Raw genomic sequence first — 22,684 nt, 5'->3', positions numbered from 1 at the left:
ACGTGATCACCACGCGATCACCCTGTCATCGCCACGTCGTCGCCCCCAGGCATCACTCCGGCGGAATCCAGGCCACCTGCATAAGCTGCTGTCCGGACTTGCGGCTCACCAGGGTGCCGCGGCCGGGCGGCATGACCGACGGGCGGACGGTACCGATCAGCTGGCCCTCGTCCTTGCTGCCGGACCCCTGCAGACCCGTGGTGGCGATCTCCTTGAGCTTGCCGAGCACCGGGTCGTACAGCGCCCTGGCCGCGCCACCGGTCCGGCGCGTGGCGACGATGTGCAGGCCGACGTCCTTGGCCTGCGGGATGAACTCGGCCAGCGGCTGGAGCGGGTTGGTGCCCTGCGGACAGACCAGGTCGTAGTCGTCGACGACGACGAACAGCTCGGGCCCCTTCCACCAGGACCGGGTGCGCAGCTGCTCCTGGGTGACGTCCGGGCCGGGCAGACGCTTGCGCATCGACCCGGTGATCTCCTTGATCATGCCGGTGAGCTGGTTGCCGGAGACGGCGTAGCCGAGCAGGTGGTCGGTCTTGATGAAGCCGAGCATCGTGCGCCGGTAGTCGATCAGCAGGATCAGCGCTTCCTTCTTGGTGTACCGGTCACAGATGCCCTGCACGATCGTCCGTAGCAGGTTGGTCTTGCCGGACTCCCCGTCCATCAGCGCGAAGAAGTGCGGGTCGGCGTCGAAGTCCAGGTACACCGGGGCGAGCGCGTCCTCGTTGACGCCGATCGGGACGCGCCGGCTGCCCCGCTGGCCGTCCTGCGTGAGCAGCTCGTCGTAGGGCAGCAGGTCGGGCAGCAGCCGGACCTGAGGCGCGCGCCGGCCGCGCCAGGCACCGCTGATTCGCGCGATGGCGTCCTGGACGCCGGCCGCCACGTCCTGGTCGTTGCTGGATCCGTCGATCCGCGGCAGGCCGACCAGGAAGTGCAGCTTGTCCCGCGACAGGCCGCGGCCCGGGTGCCCCTCCGGCACGTTGACCGCGACCCGCCGGTCGACCTCGGACTCGCTCGGGTCACCGAGGCGGAGCTCGAAGCGGGTGCCGAGCAGGTCCTTGAGCGCTGGCCGGATCTCCGCCCAGCGGTTGGCCGAGACGACGAGGTGCACGCCGTAGGACAGACCCTGTGCCGCCAGGTTGAGCACCTGCGGCTCGATCACCTCGAACTCCTGCCGGAAGTTCAGCCAGCCGTCGATGAGCAGGAAGACGTCGCCGAACCGGTCCTCGGTGAGCTCGCCGCGGCGCTTGCGGTTGCGGAAGTCGGTCATCGAGTCGATGGCGTTGTCCCGGAACAGCTGTTCGCGCTCGGCCATCAGCCCGGTGACCTCGGCAACCATCCGGCGCACCTTGTCCGGGTCGAGCCGGCCGGCCACGCCACCGACGTGCGGCAGGCCCTGCAACGAGGCGAGCGTGCCACCGCCGAGGTCGACGCAGTAGAACTGCACCTCCTCCGCGGTGTGGGTGAGCGCCATCGACATGATCAGCGTGCGCAGCAGCATCGACTTGCCCGACTGCGGGCCACCGGCGATCGCCGCGTGGCCAGCGGCGCCCGAGAAGTCGGCCCAGAGCAGGTCACGGCGCTGCTCGAACGGCTTGTCGATGAGGCCGAGCGGCGGCTGCAACCGCCCGTTGCCGAAGAACCCGACCGGGGACAGGCCACGGTCCTCGGTGGGCTGCAGCGGCGGCAGCAGGGTGTCCAGCGAGTTCGGCGTGTCCAGCGGCGGCAGCCAGACCTCGTGTGCCGGCGGCCCCTGTCCGATCAGGCGGCCGACGACGACGTCGAGCTCGCTGGGCTCGGTCGGGCTGCTGCTCTCCGGCTTGCGCTCCTCCCTCGGCGCCTCCATCGGCAGCTCGGGCTCGGCCGGGATCTCGACGTAGTCGGGCACGAACAGCTTCGCGCGTCGGTCCCCGCTGACCGGCGCGGCCGGCCCGGCGGCCTGGATGCCGGCGGGCCGGTATGGCCCGGAGACGTAGGCGGCCTTGAACCGGACCATCGTCGAGGTGTCGAACTTGAGGTAGCCCGAGCCTGGCACCGACGGCAGCTCGAACGCGTCCGGCACGCCGATCGCGGCACGGGACTCCGCGGCGGAGAAGGTCTTCAGACCGATGCGGTAGGACAGGTGCGAGTCGAGCCCGCGCAGCTTGCCCTCCTCCAGCCGCTGCGAGGCGAGCAGCATGTGCATCTGGAGCGAACGGCCGAGGCGACCGATGGCGACGAACAGGTCGATGAAGTCGGGCTTGGCGCTGAGCAGCTCGGAGAACTCGTCGACCACGATGAACAGCGCCGGCAGCGGGTCGAGGTCGGCCCCGTTCTCGCGGGCCTTCTCGTACTCCCAGACGTTCTTGAAGTTGCCGCCGTTCTTGAGCGCCTCCTGCCGCCGGTTCATCTCACCGGCCAGCGCGTCCTTCATACGGTCGACCAGGGTGAGCTGGTCCTGCAGGTTGGTGATGACCGCGGCGACGTGCGGCGCGGAGTCGAGCCCGAGGAACGTCGCGCCACCCTTGAAGTCGACGAGGACGAAGTTCAGCGTCGCCGAGGAGTGGGTGGCCAGCATGCCCAGCACCAGCGTGCGCAGGAACTCGGACTTTCCGGAACCGGTGGCGCCGATGCACAGGCCGTGCGGGCCCATGCCCTCCATGGCGGCTTCCTTGATGTCCAGCTCCACCGGCTGGCCGAACTCGCCGACGCCGAACGGCACCCGGTACCGGTCGCGGATCGGCCGGGGGCGCCAGGCCTGCTGGACGTCGAAGGTCATCGGGTCGCCGGGGATGCCGAGCAGCTCGAGCAGTGTCGGGTTGGACAGCAGCGGCTCCTCGCCGCCCTCGTCGGCCGCGGCGGCGCCGAGCCGGTACGGGGAGAGCTTGCGGGCCAGCGCCTCGGCCTCGGCCACGGTCATCGAGTCGGGCTTGGCGAACCACTCCACGCCGCTCGCGCTGCGCGCGCCGAGCCGGTCCTTCTCGACCACCAGGCGCAGGCCGCGGCGGGCGGTGAGGTTGCCGAGGCTGTCGGACAGGTCCATCAGCGTGACGCCGACCAGCCCCTCCTCGAGGACGATCTGCTCCTCGCGGCTGACCTCGCCGTCGTCGATCACGATCAGCACCTGCGGCTGGTCGGGCTGCGGCGGGGCGTTGCGGGTGAACCGCTGCCGGTCGCGCAGCTCCTCGTCCAGCCAGGCCTCGACCTGGGCCAGGGAGCCGGCCATCATCCGCAGCTGGCCGATGCCGTCGACCATCGTGGGGTGCTGGACGTGCGGCAGCCACTTCGCCCACTCCCACTCCTCCTTGGTCCGGCCGGAGGTGACGATCGCCACCAGGACGTCGTCGGGGGTGTGGAAGGTCACCAACTGGGCGATCAGCGCGCGGGCGAGGCCCCTGGTCAGCTCTTTCTCGCCGGCCAGGCCCACGGCGGCGAACCCGCGGATGGCGATCTGGATCGGCAGCTCCGGCACGATCGAGTGCGCCCGGACGAAGCGGCGCAGCGCCAGCGTGGCGATCGGCTCGAGCTCGTCGACCGGGCCGGTCTGCGGCGGCACCAGGCGGGTGGCCAGGCGCTGCGAGCCCCGCCCCGCGCGCAGGTGGCAGAAGTCGGGGTCGGACTGGCGGCGCTCCCACATCCGCCTGCTGGTGGCGATCGACCACAGCGCCTGCGGGTCGGGGTGCACCCACTCCAACGCGGCGCGCTGGTCGAGCGAGGCCTCGCGGGCCCGGTCGCGCATCTGGCCGAGGTAGCGCAGGTAGTCCTTGCGGTCCTCGTTCATCTCGGCCTTCTTCTGGCCGCCGCCGCGCCCCTGGCCGAACATCCCGACCATCGAGATCATCATCATCATCGGGAACAGCAGGGTGACCGGGTTGCGGCCGAGGGCGCCGCCCGCGGTGAACAGCAGCGCCATCATGCCGAGCATCGCGATGATCATGATGACCGGCATCAGCTTCATCAGGATGTTGCCCGGGATGACGCGGGGCACCTCCGGCGGCGGTTCGAGGTGAACCTCGCCGCCGGGCTGGCGTGGCGCCGCCAAGCGGGGTGACCGCTTGAACTGAAGCGTGCTCACCGGTGTCTGCCCCCGTCGTGCTCGAGCGTGTCGATCCGTATCTGCCTCTATCCGCGGAACCCGCGCACGCGCCGGTCCCGGTACGGCCATACTAGGGGCCGCCCCCGACAGCCAGGGGGCGTTATCGGCAGACGTGACAGGTGAGGGGTACAGCGGTGGCAACCGGGACGACGGTGTTCAGCCGGGTGACGGTGGTGGCACCGAGGACGCGGATCGACGTGGCGCTGCCGGCCGGGGTAGCGGTGGCCGACCTGCTGCCGATGCTGCTGGAGATGGCCAAGGAGGCGACACCGGACGGTGGCGCGCGCCACGGCGGATGGTGCCTGGCCAAGCTGGGCGACGCACCGCTCGACCCGAGCCGCACGCTCGCCTCGCTCGGCGTGGTGGACGGTGACCTGCTCCAGCTGCGCAAGCGCGCCGAGAACCCGCCGCCCCCGCTGTACGACGACGTGGTCGACGCGATCGCCGAGGCGTCCCCGGACAGCTACCGGCCGTGGACCAAGCAGACCGCGAACCGCATCGGGTACATCGCGGGCGCGCTGGCCCTGGTCATGGCCGCGATCACGGTGCTGCTGAGCGGTCCACTGTTCGGCGGCTCCCAGATCGGCGCGTCGGTCACGGCGGGCGCGGGTGCCGTCGTCGCGGTCGCGCTCGGCGCGGTGATCGCCCGGGCCTACCAGGCCAAGACCGCCGGGGTGCTGATCGCCGCGGCGGGGGGCCTGCCGATGGCGTTCGTCGCCGGCCTCTACATCGTTCCCGGCGCGACCGGGCGCCCCAGCCTGCTGCTGGCGAGCGCACTGGTGCTGATCTTCGCCGCCGCCTCGATCATGCTGATCGGCTCGGGTGTCACGACGTTCGTCGCCGCTGGCAGCGCGGCGCTGATCGGTGTGGTGGCCTTCACGATCGGGACGCTGATCGCGCACCCCGCTCCCGGCATCGCCGCGGGGACCGCCGCGGTCGCGCTCGCCGGGTTGTCGGTACTGCCCAGGCTGACGATCCAGCTGGCTCGGTTGCCGCTGCCGAACGTGCCGGGAAGCGCCGAGGACCTCAAGGAGGACACCGGCTTCCCGGACTACCGTTCGATCGAGCGGCGGGCCGGCCTCGCGCACGAGTACATGACCGGCATGATCATCGGCTGCGGGAGCGCGGCCGCCATCTCGGCGATCATCACCGCCGGCAAGGGCGATCTGTGGGCGATCGCGATGGCCATCACCGCCACGCTGGTCCTGCTGCTGCGGGCCCGCACCTACGCCAACGGCAGCCAGGCCATCGCCCTGCTGGCGACCGGCATGCTGTCCGCCGCGGGGATCGTGATCGGCTGGCTGATCGGGGCCGACACCGTCGACCGGCTGCTGTGGGTGTTCGGCTCGCTGGTGCTGCTCGCGGCCGCGGCGCTGGTGCTCGGCGTGATCTTCCCCGAGCAGCGGTTCTCCCCGCCGCTGCGGCGGACGGTGGAGATCATCGAGGCCATCTGCATCGCGCTGCTGCTACCGCTCGCGCTGGCCGTGATGAACCTCTACAGCACGTTGCGCCACGTCAACATCCTGCCCGCCAACTGATGAACGGCACGACGACGACCGCCCGCCTCCTCGCGGCCACGCTGCTGGCCGTGCTGGTGCCGGCCGCCCCGGTGGCCGGCGCGCAACCCCAGGACTCCCAGCCGAACGGGACCCAGGCCGAGCAGGACGCGGGGCCGACCCCACCACCGCTGACCGACCGGATCAAGCCGGAGAACGACGGCCAGCCCGACCGGCCCTACACCCGGACCTCGGTCGGCTGTGTCACCTCGCTGGACGGCAACGTGCAGCTCCAGGAAAAGGCGTGGGGCCAGGACGTACTGCGCTTCCAGGACCTGAGCGCGTTCGCCACCGGTGCAAACCAGACCGTCGCGGTCATCGACACCGGGGTCAACCAGCACGACTACCTGGCGGGCCGGCTGGAGGGCGGCGGGGACTACGTCGAGGCGGGCGGCGACGGGCTGTCCGACTGCGACGGGCACGGCACCCAGGTCGCCGGGATCATCGCGGCCAAGCCGCCCTCGGACGACATCGGCTTCCGCGGGATCGCCCCCGACGCGAAGATCCTCAGCATCCGGCAGTCGAGCGAGTTCTACGAGTACAAGCCACCGCAGGGCTCCCAGGAAGAGGGGCGAGCATCCGCAGGCAGTCTCGACACGCTCGCCGAGGCGGTCGTCGAGGCAGCGGACCGGAACGTCGACGTGATCAACATGTCCGTCGACACCTGTCGCGCCGCCGCCAACGTGCCGATCACCGCGTCCGAGCGGAACCTCCAGCGGGCGCTGCGGTACGCGGTCGAGGAGAAGGACGTCGTGCTGGTCTCCTCGGCCGGCAACATCCCCGGCCCGAACTGCCGGGAGCAGAACAACTCGGACCCGGCCAACCCGCGCTTCATCGTCAGCCCACCCTGGTTCTCCGAGTACGTGCTGTCGGTGGCCGCGGTGGACCGCAGCGGCGATCCCGCCGGGTTCTCCATGCACGGCCCCTGGGTGAGCGTCGCCGCTCCCGGAACGGAGATCATCTCCCTGAACCCCGGCGACCGGGACGGCCTGGTGAACGTGACAGCGGACGAGAAGGGCGAGCAGACCCCGATCCAGGGCACCAGCTTCGCCGCGCCCTACGTGGCCGGCCTCGCGGCGCTGGTCCGGGAACGGTTCGAAAAGCTGGGCCAGCCGCTGACCGCCAAGCAGATCATGGAGCGCATCAAGATCACGGCCGCGCACCCGGCGGCGAACGGCGGGCACAACATCCAGGTCGGTTACGGCATGGTCAACCCGGTCTCGGCGCTGACCACGATGATTCCCGCCGAGGAGAACATCCCCCCCGACGAGGCGGTCGAGGTGCCGTTCGAGATGCCGCCGCCGCACGAGCGCGACTGGGCACCGGTGCAGGTGGCGGTCATCGGGTCGGCCGGCGGGCTGGGGCTGCTGCTGCTGACGCTGTTCGTCGTGCACACCGTTCGCCGTCAGCGGGGAGACCGGCCCGACCTGTCGTGACGTCCGCGGTGGTCAGCGCGAACGCGAGCGGGTCCGGGTGGCCATCGAGCGCAGCTCCTTGCGGATCTCCTCCCGGGAGAGCGGGTTCACGCTCATCCAGGCGTCGTCACCGGCCAGCTTGAACCGGCCGCGCTCGGTGTCGAGCCAGCGCAGCTCCTCGCCGAGGCGCTGCCACTGGTCCTCGGAGTCGTCGCGGCGGGCGTTGCCGGCCTGGCCGTTGCCCAGCACCGGCTGCAGCACCGACACCATGCGGCGCGCGACCCGGTCGTCGACGCCGTGGGAGCGCAGCAGGTCGTCGACCTCCTGCGCGGTCATCTGCTCCGGTCTGCCGCCGTCCTCGGGCATCCTGGCCATCATCGCTGTGAACGCGTCCTCGAGCGCCCGGCGCGGCAGGCTGAACGGCGCGATCATCGGCGCCTCGACCCGCGGGACGAGCTTCATCAGGTCGTCGACGGCGTCGTCGAGCGTGGCCGCCTTCATCCTGATGACGCCGTCCGGGTCGGCGAAGTCCTGGGTGACCAGCAACGACTCGTCGCGGTGGGTCAGCACGGCCGCGGCGAAGGAGACCTTCTCGGTGGCCAGCACCAGGTCGAGCACGCCGGTCCCGGACCGAACGAGGAACACGAAGTCCTCGGCGACGCCGAGCGGGCCGTTCTCGTCGGCGAGACCCCGGGCGGTCAGCTGCTCGCGAGCCTCCCGGTACCGGTAGCGGCGCTCGATCTCGGTCTGGCCCGACGCCGGTACCTCGAGCGGGAACGGCGCCTCCACCTCGGCGAACGCGCACAGCAGGTCGACCTCCACCGGCAGCAGCGGCTCGCCGAGGTCGGCGCGCAGCTCCACTACACGAACCTGAGCTTGCTGGCGTTGTCGTCGTCGGTCTGGAGGTACTGGGAGGCGGTCTTCTCCGCGCTGGAGATGAACTCCTCCATGCGCTCCAGCGCGACGTTCAGCTGGCCGCGCAGCCCGCGCTCGCTTCCCATGCGGTCGGTGAACTTCTCCGCCAGCTCCTGGCCGACGGGGCTGGTGCCGAGCAGCGGCGCGTAGTTCGGCGTGGACAGGTCCTCCACCTCACGCGTGATCGCCTCGAGATCGGCGCGGACCGCCTCGACAGCGCGGGCGAACTCGCGAACCTGCTCGGGCTCGACCTGCCAGCCACCGGCGCCGGAGGACGCGGTCGCGTCGTCGACATACATCTGGTCGTCCCCTCTCAGATACCGATGACCGGCGGCGCGGCCTTCATGTCCGTGGAGAACGGATCGTCCTCGAGCGGGACGCGCCTGCGGTGCTCACCGTCGCGCTCCTCCTCACCCCGCCCGGCGGGCACCCCGCCCATGCCGTAGCCGCCGCGTCCACCGCCGGTGAGCGCTCCGGTGCGGCTGAACCGGCCGCGACCGCGGTACTCCCGGTCGCCACGTCCGCCGGCCGCACCGCCCATCCCGCCGGGGTAACCACCGGCCGCGCCCCTCGCGCCGGCGCCGACCCCCCGACCGCCGTAGGCACCACCGCGACCCGCGCCGTACGCACCGCCCATGGTTCCCGGCCGGGCGCTGCCGGCGAGCACGCCGGGCGGGAGCGCGCCGAGACCGAGGTTGCCGCCGCCGGCGGTGGGTCCACCGCCGCCGCCGACCGCGTTCTGGCCGAGCCCGGTCAGCGACTGCCAGCGACCCTCGGGGGTGCCGGCGAACGAGGGGTCCGTCGGTGCCCAGTCGAAGGGCGGGACCGGGCCGGGGGCCGGCAGGCCGGGACGACTGGTTCCGGGACCGGTGCCCGTGCCAGGAGGCGGAGCCGGAACGCCCGGGGTGCCGATGCCCGGGTCGGGTCGGCCGACCGGGCCGTCGCCGGGGTTCACCCCGTCCGCGGGCAGGCCGAACTGTGGCGTGGTCTGGTCGATGCCGAGCAGGGCGCCCTCGTAGCGCTGCATGGTCTGCACGGCCTTGCGCTTCATCTTCTTCTTCTTGTTGCCGAAGCCGAAGGCGCTGGCGATACCGCCGAGGGCCGCGCCGAACGCCGCGCCGATCGGGCCGCCGATCATCATTCCGGCCGCGGCGCCACCGCCCGCCGAGGCGAGCCAGTTGTTCTTCGGCATGCCCGGCATGGTGTCCTGGGCCGAGCGGAGCGCACCGCTGGCGTCCTGGATGGGCCCGGCCATCTGCTGCGCCGTGCCGCCGAGCTCGGCGATCCAGGCGACGTTGTTGCTGACCTTCTGGACGGCGAGGTCGGCGGCGGAGCCGGACCAGTACTGCATCAGCGTCGACAGCGAGCGACGCAGGTTCTCGGAGGTGGTGACGACGGCCCGGCCGTGCAGGCTCCACTCGCCGGCCAACGCGTCCAGCTGGCCCGGGTTGGAGCGTTCGGCCACCATCCTGATCAGCGACTCGAGGCCGTAGCCGTTCCAGTGCACGCCGCCGGTGACGTAGAGGTCGTTCTCCTCGCGACGGCGGCGACGCTCCTGTTCTGCCTGCTGGGCGGCCTGCACTGCCCGGTTCTTGGCATCCAACGCCTGCTGGATGATCTGCTCGAAGACGCCCACGCCTTTAGCTCCCCACGATCATCGGCTCCGACCGTCACGGTATCGGATGGGTCTGACACTAGGGAGACTCATCGAACAATCGCGTGGGGAAGTTTCCGCTGGCAAATGCCCTAGCGCCGGAGGGCGCCGACCAGTCCGCGCAGGGCGGCTGCCAGGTCCGGCGGGTGCATCGGGTTGACGCTCAGCCACTCACCGTCGTCGGCCGGGACGAGCTGGAACCGGCCGCGTTCGGTGTCCAGCCAGCGGAGTTCGGGGCCGGTGCGGCGCCAGGCGCCGGCGTACCCGCCGCGGGTCGCGAGGCCGGCGTTGCCGTTGCCGAGGACGGGCTGCAGGTGGGTGACGAGCCGCCGGGCCAGGCGGTCGGTGACGCCGTGCGCGGCGAGGAGCTCCTCCCATTCCGCCGGGCCGATGTCGCCGCGGGAGCGGAGCTCTCGGTAGAGGCGGCCTATCGCGCCGCTTGGCAGGGAGAACGGCGCGGTCAGGGCGGCCGGGTGGGCGGGGATGCCCGCGAGCAGCTCGCCGACGGCGTCGTCGAGGGACAGCTCGGCCATGCGCAGGGTGGGGTCGCCGCCGGTGAGGCGTTGGGTCGTCAGGACGGCGACGTCCCGGCGGGCGAGGAGCACCACGGCGAACACGTCGGTGCCGACGGAGAGCTGCACGTCCAGGGCGAGCGTGGAGTCCTGCAGGAGATGGGCGAACGCCTCGGCGACGTCGAGGGGGCCGCGCTCGTCGGCCAGCCCGCGGGCGGCGAGCCGTTCCCCGGCCGCGCGGAGGACGGACCGGCGCTCGTTGACGGTCCGCCCGTGGTCGGGCACACGCAACGGAAAGGGCGGCGGGCAGTTCGCCGCTGCACACAGCAGATCCGCCTCCTCCGGCGCGACGGCCGCCCGCGCGATGACCATCTAGTTCGACCGGTACCGGGTGTCGGTCGGGGTGGGGCCGTCGGTTCCGCGAGCCGGGGTCATGCCGGCGGTCTCGTGCCCGCTCTGGTTCTGGCGCTGGCTCTCGTCGCGGTCATCGCCCTTGTCGCCGCTGGGGGCCGCACCGGTTCCGTTCTGGCCCTCGGCCTGGTCCTGACCGATGGCACCGGTCTGGTCGTCGCCGTCGTCAGCTGGCGGAGGCTCGGTCTCGCCCTGGTCTTCGCCGTTCTGAGCATCGCTGCCAGGCTGGTCGCTGCCCTGGCCACCTGTCGGACGCCCGCCGCCGGCCTGGTCCGGGCGCACACCAGCCTCATGCTGATCTTCGCCGTCGGCGTCGTCCTGACCGCCGCCACCAGCCTGGTCGCCGCCCTCGCCGTCGACCGGAGGCTCGCTGTCAGGCTTGTCCTGGCCCGAACCGGCCTCGTCCTGGTCCTTGTCACCGGCGCCGTCCTGACCGTCGCCACCAGCCGGACGCCCACTGCCAGGCTTGTCCTGACCCGAACCGGCCTCGTCCTGGTCCTTGCCACCAGCGCCGTCCTGACCGTCGCCACCAGCCGGAGGCCCACTGCCAGGCTTGTCCTCGCCACCAGCCGGGCCCCCACCCTGGTCGTCACCGGCCTCGTCGTGGTCGTCGTGGTGGTCGTGGTCGCCGTAGGTGCCGTGGTCGTCGTAGGGGTTGTCCTTGGTGGTGCCGCCCGGGCCGCTGGTCGCGAGGTCGGCGACCACGTCCTTCAGCAAACCGCCCACGTCCGGGAGGATGCCGTCGAACTTCGCCTTGGCCGTCTCGTCCATCTCGTTGTACGAGCGGGCCGCGGCCTCCGCACTCGCGATGAACGTCTGCATGCGGCGCATGGCCTCCTCGAGCATCGCTCGCAGGCCCGACGTCGAGTTGAGCCGGTCGTCGAACTTCTTCGCCAGCTGCTGGCCCACCGGGCTGGTGCCGAGCTGGGGCGTGAAGTCGGCGCCCTGCATCCGCGACACCTTCGCCTGCACCGCGTCCAGGAACGATCGGGCCCGGGTGACCGAACCGACGAACGCGCGCATCCGGTCCGGGTCCACCGCCCAGCCGTACTCGGGCGTGCTCGGGGCGGGCGTCGCGGTGGTGACCGGCATCGGCGGCGGCGCCTCGCCCCCGGTCGCCACCACGTCCTGCTCGGCCGCGGCCATGTTCCCGACCTGCTCCTGTTCCATCGCTTCCCTCGTGCCCTGCTGGCGGCTCAGAGGCCGATGACCGGTGGCGACGCCTTCTGCCCTGGGTCGAACGGGTCCTCGGCGTCGAACGGGAACCGTCTGCGGTGCTGCTGTGCGTCGCTGCCCGTACCGAGGCCGGCGCCCATCGGCGCCCCACCGATCGGGGCGGCGGCGCCGCCGGACGCGCCCGCCGGCACCGCGCCGGGGCCGGCGGGCGCCACGCGGCCGGGCAGACCGATACCCGGCCGAACACCGCCGCCTCCCGGACCGGGCCCGGCTCCCGCCCCGGGGCCGGCGGCGAGCATGCCGCCGCCGACACCGCCCGACACCGCACCGAAGCCCCTGCCGCCGACACCGTCGCCGCCGCTACCGGCACCCACGGGTTGGGCGGCGGCCCCGGTCGCCTGGTCGCCCATCCCGGTGAGCACCTGCCAGCGCTGGTCGACCCCGGCGGTCTGGGTGACCTTCTTGACCCATGACGACCCGCCGCCCAGGTCTCGCTCCGGACCCTCGTCGACCACCGAGTCGTCCGGGTCCGGCCGCAGCACCGTGTCCTGCCCGAGGAACCGCGGGATCGTCCGGTCGATGCCGAGCGCCGCCGCCTCGAAGCGCTGCATGGTCTCCACCGCGACGCGCTTCAGCTCCTCCTGCTCCGCCTGCGCGGCGAACCCGCCGTCCGCGCTCTCCGCCGTGGCACCGACGGCAGCACCGAGGGAGCTCTGGGTGAGCGCACCGGTCTCGGCCGCCCCATGTGGCGCGGCTCCGGGGAACGGGCTGGCCGGGGTGGCCGGGAGCGGGGGCATGGCCTCCTGCGCGGCCTTCAGGGCACCGGCCGCCTCCTCGATGGGATCACCCATCTGGTGGGCGGTGGTACCGAGGTCGGCGACCCACTGGGCGTTCAGCGCCACGGCGTGCCTCGCCTTCTCGGCGGAGGCTCCCGTCCAGTAGTACATGAGGTCGTCGAGCGCCTCGCCGAGCTCGTCGGCCGCGGCCACCACGCCGTCGCCGGTCTCGCGCCAGTCCTGGGCGAGGCGGACGAGCTGGGGGACGCTGGCCTGGTCGGACACCATCGCCACCAGTTCCGCCAGGCTGAACGCCGCCCAGTTCACGCCCCCGTTGACGTAGTAGTCACTGGAGTCGGCCGTCTGACCACCCATTCGTGTCAGCGCTCCCTCTGATCCCCGAGCCTTTCGTGCCTGAGGGTAATGGGTTGACTGCGCAGTCGGCACTAGCCCGACCGGACGCCGTGTATGCGCTCCCATCCGGTCCTGCCGCAGCTCCGCGCGGACGTACGCTGGCTGGGTGCCCAAGGTGCTCACCGTCGCCGACGAGGTGGTCGATTCGCTGTGGACCGAGTGGGTCCACAAGCGCGCAGGCGACGTCGACCTCGTGCTCGCGGCCGGTGACCTGCCGTTCGACTATCTCGAGTACCTGGCCGACGCGCTCGACCGGCCCTGCGTGTTCGTCCCCGGCAACCACGACCTGGACCTGTCCGGCTACTCCCGCTCGCGCGGGATGTCGATGCGGGACGGCCTCCCCTCGGACTACCCCGGTCCGGCCGGTTGGGTGAACGCGGACGGCCGCGTGGTGGACGTCGCCGGCGTCCGGATCGCAGGACTCGGCGGCTCGATCCGGTACAACGGCGGTCCCAACCAGTGGACGGAGCGGCAGCAGGCCCGCCGGGCGGCCCGGGTCAGCCGCTCGGCGTCCCGGCGGCGCCGCCGCGACGGGCGGCGGGTGGACGTGCTGCTCACCCACTCCCCTCCGCTCGGCCTCGGCGACCGCGACGACGCGCCCCACCGCGGCTTCGCCTGCCTTCGCACGGCTGTCGAGCGCATGCGGCCGGCGTTGCTGCTGCACGGCCACATCCACCCGCACGGCCAGCCCGTCCCCGACCGTGAGCTTGGCGACACCCGCATCGTGAACACCGTCGGGCACCGGATCCTGGATCTACCGGCTCAGGGGGAGGCGAGAAGTGAACCGTGACACGGGGTTCCCCGTCGCCGACGCGGAGAACGACTTCCTGCGGGTGCGGCGCCAGCAGGTGATGTCGCGGCTGGCGGCGTGGATGCGGCGCGCGCCGGACGACGTCAACATCATGCTCCCGTTCGACGAGGTGGTCTCCGCCCTCGGCCACGCCGGTGAACGGCGCCTGGGCCTGCAGGTGATCACGCTGGACTCGATCGTCGGCAGCGTCGACCGCAGCCGTGAGTTCGACCGCCGGTTCCGGCCCACGTCGGGCCTGGTCCGCGAGCGCTGGCAGCGGTTGGCGCTCGCGCAGCGCCGCGGCGAGTCGATCCCGCCGATCGAGGTGTACCGCATTGGCGACATGCACTTCGTGCTCGACGGCCACCACCGGGTCTCGGTCGCGCACGCGCTCAGCCTCAAGACGATCGACGCCTACGTGACCGAGGTGATGACGCGCCTGTCCGCCGAGGGCGTCCGCTACCGCGGAGACCTGCTGGTGAAGGACTACCGCCGGGTGTTCCTCGAGCGGGTGCCGCTGACCGGCGAGGCCCGGCGGTCGATCGCGCTCAGCGAGCCGGAGGAGTACGGGGACCTGGCGGAGAACATCGAGGCGTGGGGTTTCCGGCTGATGCAGGACGAGGGCCAGTTCCTCGACCGGGCCACCGTCGCCCGGCGGTGGTACGAGGAGGAGTTCCAGCCGGTCGTGCGGATGTTGCGGCAGGCGGCGTTGATCGAGACCGAGAGCGAGGTCAAGGCCTACATGTCGGTCGCCTGCGAGCGGTACCGGTTGATTCGCAGCCACCGCTGGGACGACGACGTGATCAACGCGATCCAGGAGCAAAAACGGCGGTAACGCCCAGCCGCCTGACCGGCGCGATGTGGACAACTTCCCCGCCCTGTGGACAGCCATTTGGCCCGTTCGCCCTTTCCCGGCACGCTCGGACACAGCCGGCACCACCGCCGGCCCGGGCAGGGAAAGGACAGTCCAATGAGGAATATCAGCCTGCGTTTGGTCGGGGTCGCGACGGTCGTCGGGGTCGCGCTTGTCGCCGGAGCGGGGGTCGCCGGAGCCGGCGTGGCCAAGCCGAAACAGTGCGAGCGCGGTGAGTTCTGTCTGTGGCGTGGCGAGGGGTACGCGGGCGAGGTTCGGCGGGTCGCGCTCGAGAGCTCCAGTCCCGGGGAGTGCGTGTCGATGCCGGCGGGTTTCGACGCGCGCTCCTTCGCCAACCGGGGCTCCCGGCCGGTCACCGTGTACCAGGGCCGCGACTGCGCGACCGAGGGCGAGTTCGACACGTACCCGGGCGGGGGCACGTTCGTGCCGGAGGGGCCGTATGTCGTTCGGGGGGTGCAGATCTGGGAGCACTGAGGCGTTTCTCAGGTGGGGTGCGGGAATCTGTGAGGGGGTGCAAGCGTTGATCTAGGAAGAAACGGTTGAAACCGTGGGGGGAGCAATGCACGGCGGTCCTGGAGAGCCAGGGGCCGGCCACGGTGGGTGGTTACGCGGGTTCCTGGCGCTGTCAACGGTTCTCTCGCTGCTGTCGATCTTGGCACTGATCAGGTCGTTGGTCGCCATGACCTACCTGAACATCCATTTCGCGCACGAGGTCGACCCGTTTTCGCGTGCGGTCAGCTACTACGTCTTCTACGGGGACGGCCGCCAGGAGTTCGCGGTGGCGGTGACCGTGCTGGCGGTCGGCACCGCGCTGATGCTGACCGGGATGCGCGTGGCGGGGGTCCGGGTGGGCGGCCGGGTGACGGTGCTGTTCGCGATCTGGTGCACGAGCCTCGTCCTGTGCGCGGTGTTCCCGACCGACAACGGCAAGTCGATCGTCAGCACCTCCGGGCTCATCCACCAGGTGGCGGGCGCCTCGCTGTTCGTCAGCCTGCCGCTGGCCGGGCTGGCGCTGGCCAGGCGGCTGGCCGGGGACGAGCGGTGGGCTCGCACGGCGCGGGGCGTGCGGTGGATGGCGATGGTCGCGATGGGATTGGCAGCCACCTATCTCGCAACACGGTTACCCGACATCTTCCCCAGCCTCTCGATTCCTGGTGTGCTGGACGGGCGGGGAATCTCCGGTCTCGTCCAGCGGTCGCTGTTCGGGCTTGAGATGCTGATGTTGATGGCGCTCGCGGACGCCTGCTGCGGGTCGCTGTCATCGCCGCGCGGGAGGGTCCGCAGCCAGCGAGAGTCGAGGCCATCTGATGATTGCGCTCGCGATCACGTTCGCCGTGCTGGGCGCGTTGTGCAGCGCTGTCGGGGCTCAGTTGCAGCACCAGGGGGTGCGCAGCGAGACCCAGGACCGGGACCTCGGCCTGCGCGGCATCGGCCGGCTGGTCCACAACCGGCGGTGGCTGCTGGGGGTCGCCGTGCTCACCGCGTGCGCCATCCTGCAGATCCTGGCGCTGGCGTTGGCTCCGGTGACGATCGTGGCGCCGATCGTGGTGCTGGCCCTGCCCGCGGTCGCCGTGCTCAACGCCCGCACCGTCGGCGCCCGCCTCGACGCCACCGCGACGGTCGCCGTCATCGCGAGCACGCTCGGTGTCGCCGTGTTCGTCGCGCTCGCGTCCGGCCGCGCGACGGCGGTGACGTTCCCGGACTCGGCGGTGCTGCTGGCCTGCCAGATCGTCGCCGGCGCGGTGGTGTTGTTCGGGGTGATCGGCGCGTTGCGGGAGGGGATCGTCCGCTGCGTCATGCTCTCCACGGGCGCCGGTGCCGCCTACGGGCTGGTGTCGGTGCTGGTCCGCGACGTGACGTACACCTTCCAGACCAACGGTTTCGCCGGTGTGTCACCCCTGTCGGCGACGGGCCTGGTGGCCGCGTTCGCGGTGGGCTCGTGGTTTATCCAACTCGCCTACGCGAGCGGACCTCCCGACATCGTCGTCGGCTGCCAGACCGTGCTGAGCCCCATGGTCGCCACCGCCATCGCCATGGGCCTGCTGAACGAAACAGCGAACGCGGGCGGCGTGACCGGCCTGGGCCTGGTCGCAGGCGCCCTGGTCGCCGTGTTCGGCGTGGTCATGCTGGCCCGCCACCACCCGGAGGCCACCTCGCGAGCCACCCCGCACGCCGCGGAGCGCCGCCTCTTCCGCGCGGCCTCCCGCCACTGACACGACGGAGAACACCTCCGCCCGTGGCGAGACGTCGAACGCGGTTGGCAGGGGCCGGCGGGGCGGCGGCTGAACCGGCACGCGGACGCGGAGTCAGCGGCTCTCCTCGCAGTGGCCGTCGTTGGGGCGTGGGGCGCGGAGGGCCTCCAGCGGTGCCGGTGACGGCGGAGGCGGGGGGAGGGACAGGCCGCGGCTTCTCGTGTCGGTCAGCGGACGCGGGGCGGGAATCGAGGGCTTTCGGGCCGGGGGGTTGGTGCTTCGGGGTGAGGATGCTGGGGCGGGGGCGAGAACAGAGCCGCGCGGGGCGGCTGGTTGGGGTTGGGGGGACAACTCGTCGGGGGGCGGGGAGGCGGGGAGGGGTGTGGCGGGGATCGAGGCCGAGAGCTCTGGGCGCGGGGGCACGGACAGCGTGACGCGGGGAGGCGAGGAAGACGTGGCCGGGGCCGGGGTTGACGCCGGTACCGCGGTGGCGGTGCCGATCTCCGGGGAGTCCTCGTCCGAGGTGGGGATGCATCCGGTTGTCAGGACGGCGGCCGCCAGCAGGGCGGTAAGGGTGGGGCGGCGGGGCGACGCCATCGGTAATGGCATCGTGATGATCTGGGGTGCGGGCGCTGGGCCCGCGGCCAGGGGCCATGGCCCACGCTTTCTCCCGCGAACTCGTTTGACCTCGGCTTTTCCCGGCATGTCTCCTCGCATTCCCCTGCGCGAGCTGGTTGAAAGATGAACAGCACATCGTGAGAAAAGGGGAGCTTGTTACGGCGGAAGAGCAGACGGACGAAAAGTGGACACTGCGGTGAGGACATTTGGCCAGCGCAGAATAATCTGCCCCAGAAACGCCGAACCGCCCGCCGCGAGGGTGCGCGGCGGGCGGTTCGGGTGGGACCGACGAACTATTCCGCGTAGGTCAGGTTCTTGCCGGTCTTCGGGTCGAACAGCTGCACCTTGTCCGCGTCGAACCACACGTCGACCGGGTGGCCCTCGGCGGCCGCGGAGGACGCGGACAGGCGGGTCACCAGCTGGGACCCGCTGTCGGACAGTTCGTGGGAGCCGGCGTCCGCCGCCAGCTCGTCGAGCTCGGCGGACGTCGCGGCCTCGCCCTCCACGGTGAAGTACACGAACTTGTCCGAGCCCATCGACTCCAGCACGTCCACCGTCGCGGTGAACGTGGAGCCGCCGGACTTGGCGGAGTCGTCCATCAGGTTCGCGTCCTCGAAGTGTTCGGGACGAATGCCGGCGATCACCTCGCGGGGCGCCTTCGCCTCCTCCGCCAGGCGGCGGACGCGGTCGGAGAGGGTCAGGGCACCCAGGCCCGTCGAGAGCTGACCGTTCTCCAGGGTGCCGGGGAGGAAGTTCATCGCGGGGGAACCGATGAAGCCCGCCACGAACAGATTGGCCGGGTTCTCGTAGAGGAACTGGGGGGAACCGATCTGCTGCACCACGCCGCCACGCAGCACCACTACCCGGTCGCCGAGGGTCATCGCCTCGGTCTGGTCGTGGGTGACGTACACCGTCGTCGTCGCCAGCTGCTTCTGGAGCTTCGACACGGAGGTGCGCATCTGCACGCGGAGCTTGGCGTCCAGGTTGGACAATGGCTCGTCCATGAGGAACGCCTTGGGGTTGCGGACGATCGCTCGACCCATCGCAACCCGCTGGCGCTGCCCGCCGGACAGGTTCGCCGGCTTGCGGTCGAGATGCTGGGTGAGGTCGAGGATCTGCGCGGCTTCCTCCACCTTGGACTTCACCGTCGCGTCGTCCACCTTGGCCAGGCGCAGCGGGAACGCCATGTTCTCCCGCACGCTCATGTGCGGGTAGAGCGCGTAGGACTGGAACACCATCGCGATGTCGCGGTCCTTGGGGGCCTTCTCGTTCACGCGCTGGCCGTCGATGCGCAGCTCGCCGGACGTGATGTCCTCAAGGCCGGCAATCATGTTCAGCATCGTGGACTTCCCACAGCCGGACGGGCCGACCAGGATGATGAACTCACCGTCCGCGATCTTCATGTCTACTTCGGACACCGCAAGGGCACCGTCGGGGTACCGCTTGGTCAGCTTGTCAAGGACGATCTCTGCCATTTACCTCAGCCCTTCACGGCACCGGACGTCAGCCCCGCAACGATGCGGCGCTGGAAGAACAACACGAACACGATGATGGGGATGGTGATCACCACGGCGGCCGCGGAGATCGTCCCGGTCGGCGCCTCGAACTGGGAGGCACCGGTGAAGAACGACAGCGCCGCCGGCACCGTCCGCGACGCCTCCGTCGAGGTCAGCGAGATGGCGAACAGGAAGTCGTTCCAGCAGAAGATGAACACCAGGATCGCGGTGGTGAACACCCCCGGCGCGGCCAGGGGTGCGATGACCCGGCGGAACGCCTGCGCCGGCGTCGCACCGTCCATCTTGGCCGCCTTCTCCAGCTCCCACGGGATCTCGCGGAAGAACGCCGACAGCGTGTAGATCGCCAGCGGCAGCGCGAACGTGATGTACGGCAGGATCAGGCCCGGCCAGGTGTCGAAGATGCCCAGCTGACGCTCCATCTCGAACAGCGGCGACACCAGCGACACCTGCGGGAACATCGCGATCAGCAACGACACGCCGACCAGTACCTGCTTGCCCGGGAAGTCCAGGCGGGCGATCGCGTACGCGGCCATCGTGCCGAGCACCACCGCGATCAGCGTCGCGATCAGCGCGATGCCGATCGAGTTCACCAGCGCACGGACGAACTCGTTCGTGCTGAAGATGTCCCGGTAGTTCTGGAACGTCCACTCGCTCGGGAAGAACTTCTTGTCCGTCTGGCTCTCCGCCGTCTTGAACGAGAGGGAGAGCGTCCACAGCACCGGGATCAACGCGTACGCGACGATCGCGATGTCGACAATGGTCCACCGCACCTTCCGGCCGGTGGTACTGCCACCGATGACGGCCATCAGCGCTTCCCTCCAGGGTCGTTGCCGGGCGCCGCGGCGCCGAACAACTTGACGAACACGAACGCGATGATCGCCACCGCGATGAAGATCAACACCGACATGGTGGATCCGATCCCGAGGTTCAGGCCCCTGATCAGGTTGTTGTAGGTCTGCATGGACACCGACGACGTGTCGTTCGCGCCCTTGGTGAGCACGAAGATGTTGTCGAAGATGCGGAACGCGTCCAGCGTGCGGAACAGCAGCGCCACCAGGATCGCCGGCTTCATCACCGGCACGATCACCTTGGTGAACCGCTGCCACGCCGTCGCGCCGTCCATCGACGCGGCCTTCAACAGGTCGTCAGGAACCAGCGCCAGGCCCGCCATCAGCAGCAGGGCCATGAACGGCGTCGTCTTCCAGACCTCGGCGAGGATGATGATCAGCAGTGACGGGATCTGCTGGGTCAGCGGCGCCTCCGCGCCGAACAGGTCGGCCAGGTAGCCGGTGTCGGCGTTCCAGGCGTAGAACCAGGAGAACGCCGCGACGACCGTGACGATCCCGTACGGGATCAGCGAGACCGTCCGGATCAGCCCGCGCCCGACCAGCGTCCGGTGCATCGCCAACGCCAGCAGCATGCCGAGCACGAGCTCGATCACCACCGACACCGCGGTGATCAGCGTGGTGATGCCGAAGGCCGTCCACCAGTAGCCGTCGGTCAGCACGGCGATGTAGTTGTCCAGCCCGACGAACTCACGCTGGTCCGGGAACCTCAGGTCGTAACGCTGCAGCGACAGCCAGACCGAGTAGATGATCGGCCAGCCGGTGACCGCCAGCATGACGATCGCGGCCGGCGCGCACAGCAGCAGCCCGAGCCGCCGCTCGGCCTTCTTGCCCTCGCTCAGCGCCGGCTTCCCCTTCTTGGCCGGCGGGGGTGTTGCGGGTGCCTCGCTCTCCAGCGTCTGGCTCACGGAAGCACTCCCTTCGACTCGAGCGCCTTCTGCAGCCCGTCACGCAGTTCGTCCGCTGTGGACCGCGGGTCGATGTCCTGCGGTGGCGAGAGCACCTTCGAGGTGATCGTGGACAGGTTCTGGTACACGACGGTGAGCGGGCGGACCGCGGCGTCCTGGAGCGACTCCAGGATCGTCTCCCGCATCGGGTAGGCAGTCGCCATGCTCGGGTTCTCCGCCGCGTCCTCCGGCTTGGAGGGGTCGAGCGGGCGGTCGTCGGTGTAGACCGACTCGATGGTCGGGGGCACACCGTCCTTGATGGCGGAGAACTTCTGCTGATCCGGGCTGCGCAGGCACAGCGCCGCCTCGAAGGCCTCCGGCTTGTGCTGGGAGTAGGCGCTCACCGCGAGGTTGTAGCCGCCCACCGTGACCTTGCCCGGACCGTCGATCCCCGGGTAGCGGGCCCACTTGAGGTGCGCCGCGCGCTCCGGGTTGGCCGTCTGTATCGCCGAGTAGACGTAGGGCCAGTTGAGCTCGAACGCCGAGTTGCTGTCCGGCGCCTCGAACGCCTGCTGGACCTGCTGCTCCTGTGCGTTGGTGAGCGACGGGTCGGTGAGACCGGAGCTCGCGACCTCCTTGAGGAGCTCCAGGGCCTCGATCGCGCCCTCGTCCATGACCACGCTCTTGCCGTCCTCGGACAGGATCAGGCCCCCGGCGGAGGCCACGAGCGTGTTGTAGGTGACCACGAGGCCCTCGTACTGGGCGGCGGTGAACAGGATCTCGTATGGCTCGCCGTCCGCCTTGAGCTGCCTGGCCATGTCGATCATCTCGCGCCAGGTCTCCGGCGGCTCCGGGGTGACCCGCTCGTCGTACCAGAGCAGCTGCACGTTCGTGTTCTTCGTGGCCGCGTAGAGCCGGTCGTTCCACCGAGCCGTCTCCAGCGGCCCTTCCAGGACACCGGCCTCGGCGTCGGACTTGTTCTCGCCCGTCCACTCCGCGAGCCACTCGGCCTCGGCGAACTCCGGGACCCAGGTCACGTCCAGGCCGAGGATGTCCAGGTCGGTGTCGCCCGCCGCGAGCCGCCGGACCATCTGCTCGCGCTGTCCGTCCGCGTCACGCGGCAGCTTGCGGTAGACGATCTCGTAGCGCCCGTTCGCTCTTTCGTTGCAGGCGTCGATGACGGTCTGGAAGTTCTGCTCCGGCGCGTAGTACACATTGATCTGCATGCCGCTGTCGGACCCGCAGGCCGCGACGGCCGGCGAGGCGACGAGCGCGGCGCAGGTCGCGGCGAGCGCACGCCAGCGGACCACGCCCCGGCCACCCGTCCGGGTACTGCCCATCAAAATCCTGCCTTCCCTCCCGCTGGGCACGGGAGGTCCCTGGCCGGAAAAACCGCACCCCTACGTGCCACCGGGAACGCGTGTAACGCCACCCTGATGCGTTGGTGCACCGAACCTAGGCCCGATGATCACGGCCCGCAAGCCACTCCGACAACGATTCAGACAAGCCCGTAACGCCGGGCGCGAATCAGTCCATGGATGGGCGCATGGCGAGTTTCGCCAGCAGGTCACGGCCCTTCTCGGCGTGACGCGGCTGCGCGAGGACGTCGTACCGACCGGCCACGAGCTGGCTCGAGGAGGCGATTTCGCGGCCGGAGCTGCGCGTGGTCGCATACCCCACCGCGGCGAAGACCAAACCGAAAACCACGCCGGAGGACAAACCCACCAGAATCGGCGCGAACGACATCGCCGAGGAGTTGAACAGGCCGAGCAGCAACCCCACGAACAAGCCGAACCAGGCCCCGGACAGCGCCCCGGTACCGAGCACCTTCGGCCAGCTGAGCCGCCCGATCACCCGCTCGACCAGCATCAGGTCGACCCCGACGATCGTGACCTCCTGGACCGGGAACTCGTTGCCGGCCAGGTACTCGACCGCCTTGTGGGCCTCCTTGTACGTGCTGTAGGACCCGATCGGCCAACCCGACGGCGGCGTGGGCACCTTGGGAAGGCCCTGATTCCCTCGTCCCGAGCCGGAGAACGCACCGGTCACCGTTGCTCACC

The 22,684-nt window shown here is 70.7% G+C and carries 18 protein-coding genes and 1 pseudogene; 7 read left to right on the top strand and 12 right to left on the bottom strand.

Features of this window, described 5'->3' with window-relative positions; genetic code table 11:
- Positions 1-52 precede the first annotated feature (52 nt).
- A complete protein-coding gene (gene eccCa / locus BU204_RS21165) occupies positions 53-4,051 on the bottom strand; it encodes a type VII secretion protein EccCa (protein ID WP_075127451.1) in 3,999 nt (1,332 codons plus the stop codon).
- A 155-nt stretch (positions 4,052-4,206) separates the two neighbouring features.
- Between eccCa and eccD the strand changes: the two genes are divergently transcribed.
- Positions 4,207-5,610, top strand: a complete 1,404-nt coding sequence (gene eccD / locus BU204_RS21160; RefSeq protein ID WP_075127450.1) for a type VII secretion integral membrane protein EccD — start codon at positions 4,207-4,209, stop codon at positions 5,608-5,610.
- A complete protein-coding gene (mycP, locus tag BU204_RS21155; protein WP_083661487.1) occupies positions 5,610-7,064 on the top strand; it encodes a type VII secretion-associated serine protease mycosin in 1,455 nt (484 codons plus the stop codon). The genes eccD and mycP overlap by 1 nt, the downstream gene beginning before the upstream one ends.
- Before the next feature lie 12 nt (positions 7,065-7,076).
- Here the strand turns inward: mycP and BU204_RS21150 are convergent, their stop codons facing one another.
- The 6 genes from BU204_RS21150 to BU204_RS21125 form a co-directional block, all read right to left on the bottom strand.
- Positions 7,077-7,904 (bottom strand): ESX secretion-associated protein EspG, encoded by an 828-nt coding sequence (locus BU204_RS21150; protein ID WP_075127449.1) that lies wholly within the window; start codon positions 7,902-7,904, stop codon positions 7,077-7,079.
- Positions 7,904-8,257 (bottom strand): hypothetical protein, encoded by a 354-nt coding sequence (locus BU204_RS21145; protein WP_075127448.1) that lies wholly within the window; start codon positions 8,255-8,257, stop codon positions 7,904-7,906. Before BU204_RS21145 ends, BU204_RS21150 begins: the two co-directional genes overlap by 1 nt.
- Positions 8,258-8,271: 14 nt before the next feature.
- Entirely contained in the window at positions 8,272-9,594 is a 1,323-nt protein-coding gene (locus tag BU204_RS21140) for a WXG100 family type VII secretion target (protein ID WP_075127447.1), read from the bottom strand.
- Positions 9,595-9,704: 110 nt separating this feature from the next.
- Entirely contained in the window at positions 9,705-10,496 is a 792-nt protein-coding gene (locus BU204_RS21135; protein ID WP_075127446.1) for an ESX secretion-associated protein EspG, read from the bottom strand.
- A complete protein-coding gene (locus BU204_RS21130) occupies positions 10,497-11,705 on the bottom strand; it encodes a hypothetical protein (RefSeq protein WP_075127445.1) in 1,209 nt (402 codons plus the stop codon).
- A 26-nt stretch (positions 11,706-11,731) separates the two neighbouring features.
- Positions 11,732-12,862 (bottom strand): PPE domain-containing protein, encoded by a 1,131-nt coding sequence (locus BU204_RS21125; RefSeq protein WP_075127444.1) that lies wholly within the window; start codon positions 12,860-12,862, stop codon positions 11,732-11,734.
- Positions 12,863-13,007: 145 nt separating this feature from the next.
- Between BU204_RS21125 and BU204_RS21120 the strand changes: the two genes are divergently transcribed.
- From BU204_RS21120 to BU204_RS21100, 5 genes and pseudogenes are all read left to right on the top strand, one after another.
- On the top strand, positions 13,008-13,691 hold the full coding sequence (locus BU204_RS21120; protein ID WP_075127443.1) for a metallophosphoesterase family protein: 684 nt from the start codon (positions 13,008-13,010) through the stop codon (positions 13,689-13,691).
- The gene (locus BU204_RS21115) at positions 13,681-14,526 is read left to right on the top strand and encodes a ParB N-terminal domain-containing protein (protein WP_075127442.1); all 846 of its coding nucleotides are present in this window, start codon (positions 13,681-13,683) and stop codon (positions 14,524-14,526) included. Before BU204_RS21120 ends, BU204_RS21115 begins: the two co-directional genes overlap by 11 nt.
- 135 nt (positions 14,527-14,661) lie before the next feature.
- On the top strand, positions 14,662-15,039 hold the full coding sequence (locus BU204_RS21110) for a peptidase inhibitor family I36 protein (RefSeq protein WP_075127441.1): 378 nt from the start codon (positions 14,662-14,664) through the stop codon (positions 15,037-15,039).
- An 85-nt stretch (positions 15,040-15,124) separates the two neighbouring features.
- A pseudogene (locus BU204_RS42285) lies at positions 15,125-15,742 on the top strand (DUF998 domain-containing protein); the annotation flags it as partial.
- Between the two features lie 130 nt (positions 15,743-15,872).
- On the top strand, positions 15,873-16,778 hold the full coding sequence (locus tag BU204_RS21100; RefSeq protein WP_075127440.1) for a DMT family transporter: 906 nt from the start codon (positions 15,873-15,875) through the stop codon (positions 16,776-16,778).
- Positions 16,779-17,668: 890 nt separating this feature from the next.
- On the opposite strand, the gene BU204_RS21090 is transcribed toward BU204_RS21100, so the two are convergent.
- The 5 genes from BU204_RS21090 to BU204_RS21070 form a co-directional block, all read right to left on the bottom strand.
- On the bottom strand, positions 17,669-18,850 hold the full coding sequence (locus BU204_RS21090; protein ID WP_075127438.1) for an ABC transporter ATP-binding protein: 1,182 nt from the start codon (positions 18,848-18,850) through the stop codon (positions 17,669-17,671).
- Positions 18,851-18,855: 5 nt separating this feature from the next.
- Positions 18,856-19,698: a carbohydrate ABC transporter permease gene (locus tag BU204_RS21085; RefSeq protein ID WP_075127437.1), complete on the bottom strand. Its 843-nt coding sequence runs from the start codon at positions 19,696-19,698 to the stop codon at positions 18,856-18,858.
- Positions 19,698-20,645 carry a carbohydrate ABC transporter permease gene (locus BU204_RS21080; RefSeq protein WP_075127436.1) on the bottom strand — a complete coding sequence of 316 codons (948 nt, stop codon included), beginning with the start codon at positions 20,643-20,645 and terminating at the stop codon, positions 19,698-19,700. The genes BU204_RS21085 and BU204_RS21080 overlap by 1 nt, the downstream gene beginning before the upstream one ends.
- On the bottom strand, positions 20,642-21,964 hold the full coding sequence (locus BU204_RS21075) for an ABC transporter substrate-binding protein (RefSeq protein WP_083661486.1): 1,323 nt from the start codon (positions 21,962-21,964) through the stop codon (positions 20,642-20,644). The genes BU204_RS21080 and BU204_RS21075 overlap by 4 nt, the downstream gene beginning before the upstream one ends.
- Before the next feature lie 187 nt (positions 21,965-22,151).
- The gene (locus tag BU204_RS21070) at positions 22,152-22,673 is read right to left on the bottom strand and encodes a general stress protein (RefSeq protein WP_075127435.1); all 522 of its coding nucleotides are present in this window, start codon (positions 22,671-22,673) and stop codon (positions 22,152-22,154) included.
- Positions 22,674-22,684: the final 11 nt, after the last annotated feature.

Origin of the sequence: Actinophytocola xanthii, from assembly GCF_001921205.1 — a bacterium.
Taxonomy (GTDB): domain Bacteria; phylum Actinomycetota; class Actinomycetes; order Mycobacteriales; family Pseudonocardiaceae; genus Actinophytocola; species Actinophytocola xanthii.
Note: the sequence above shows the minus strand (reverse complement) of the source record. Positions and strands in the feature narration are given on the sequence as shown.

What these genes read in the sequence shown, in the direction of transcription:
- mycP (WP_083661487.1), top strand. Translation starts at nt 5,610, where the DNA reads ATGAACGGCACGACGACGACCGCCCGCCTCCTCGCGGCCACGCTGCTG.
- BU204_RS21145 (WP_075127448.1), bottom strand. Translation starts at nt 8,257, where the DNA reads ATGTATGTCGACGACGCGACCGCGTCCTCCGGCGCCGGTGGCTGGCAG.
- BU204_RS21135 (WP_075127446.1), bottom strand. Translation starts at nt 10,496, where the DNA reads ATGGTCATCGCGCGGGCGGCCGTCGCGCCGGAGGAGGCGGATCTGCTG.
- BU204_RS21130 (WP_075127445.1), bottom strand. Translation starts at nt 11,705, where the DNA reads ATGGAACAGGAGCAGGTCGGGAACATGGCCGCGGCCGAGCAGGACGTG.
- BU204_RS21125 (WP_075127444.1), bottom strand. Translation starts at nt 12,862, where the DNA reads ATGGGTGGTCAGACGGCCGACTCCAGTGACTACTACGTCAACGGGGGC.
- BU204_RS21110 (WP_075127441.1), top strand. Translation starts at nt 14,662, where the DNA reads ATGAGGAATATCAGCCTGCGTTTGGTCGGGGTCGCGACGGTCGTCGGG.
- BU204_RS21100 (WP_075127440.1), top strand. Translation starts at nt 15,873, where the DNA reads ATGATTGCGCTCGCGATCACGTTCGCCGTGCTGGGCGCGTTGTGCAGC.
- BU204_RS21090 (WP_075127438.1), bottom strand. Translation starts at nt 18,850, where the DNA reads ATGGCAGAGATCGTCCTTGACAAGCTGACCAAGCGGTACCCCGACGGT.
- BU204_RS21085 (WP_075127437.1), bottom strand. Translation starts at nt 19,698, where the DNA reads ATGGCCGTCATCGGTGGCAGTACCACCGGCCGGAAGGTGCGGTGGACC.
- BU204_RS21075 (WP_083661486.1), bottom strand. Translation starts at nt 21,964, where the DNA reads ATGGGCAGTACCCGGACGGGTGGCCGGGGCGTGGTCCGCTGGCGTGCG.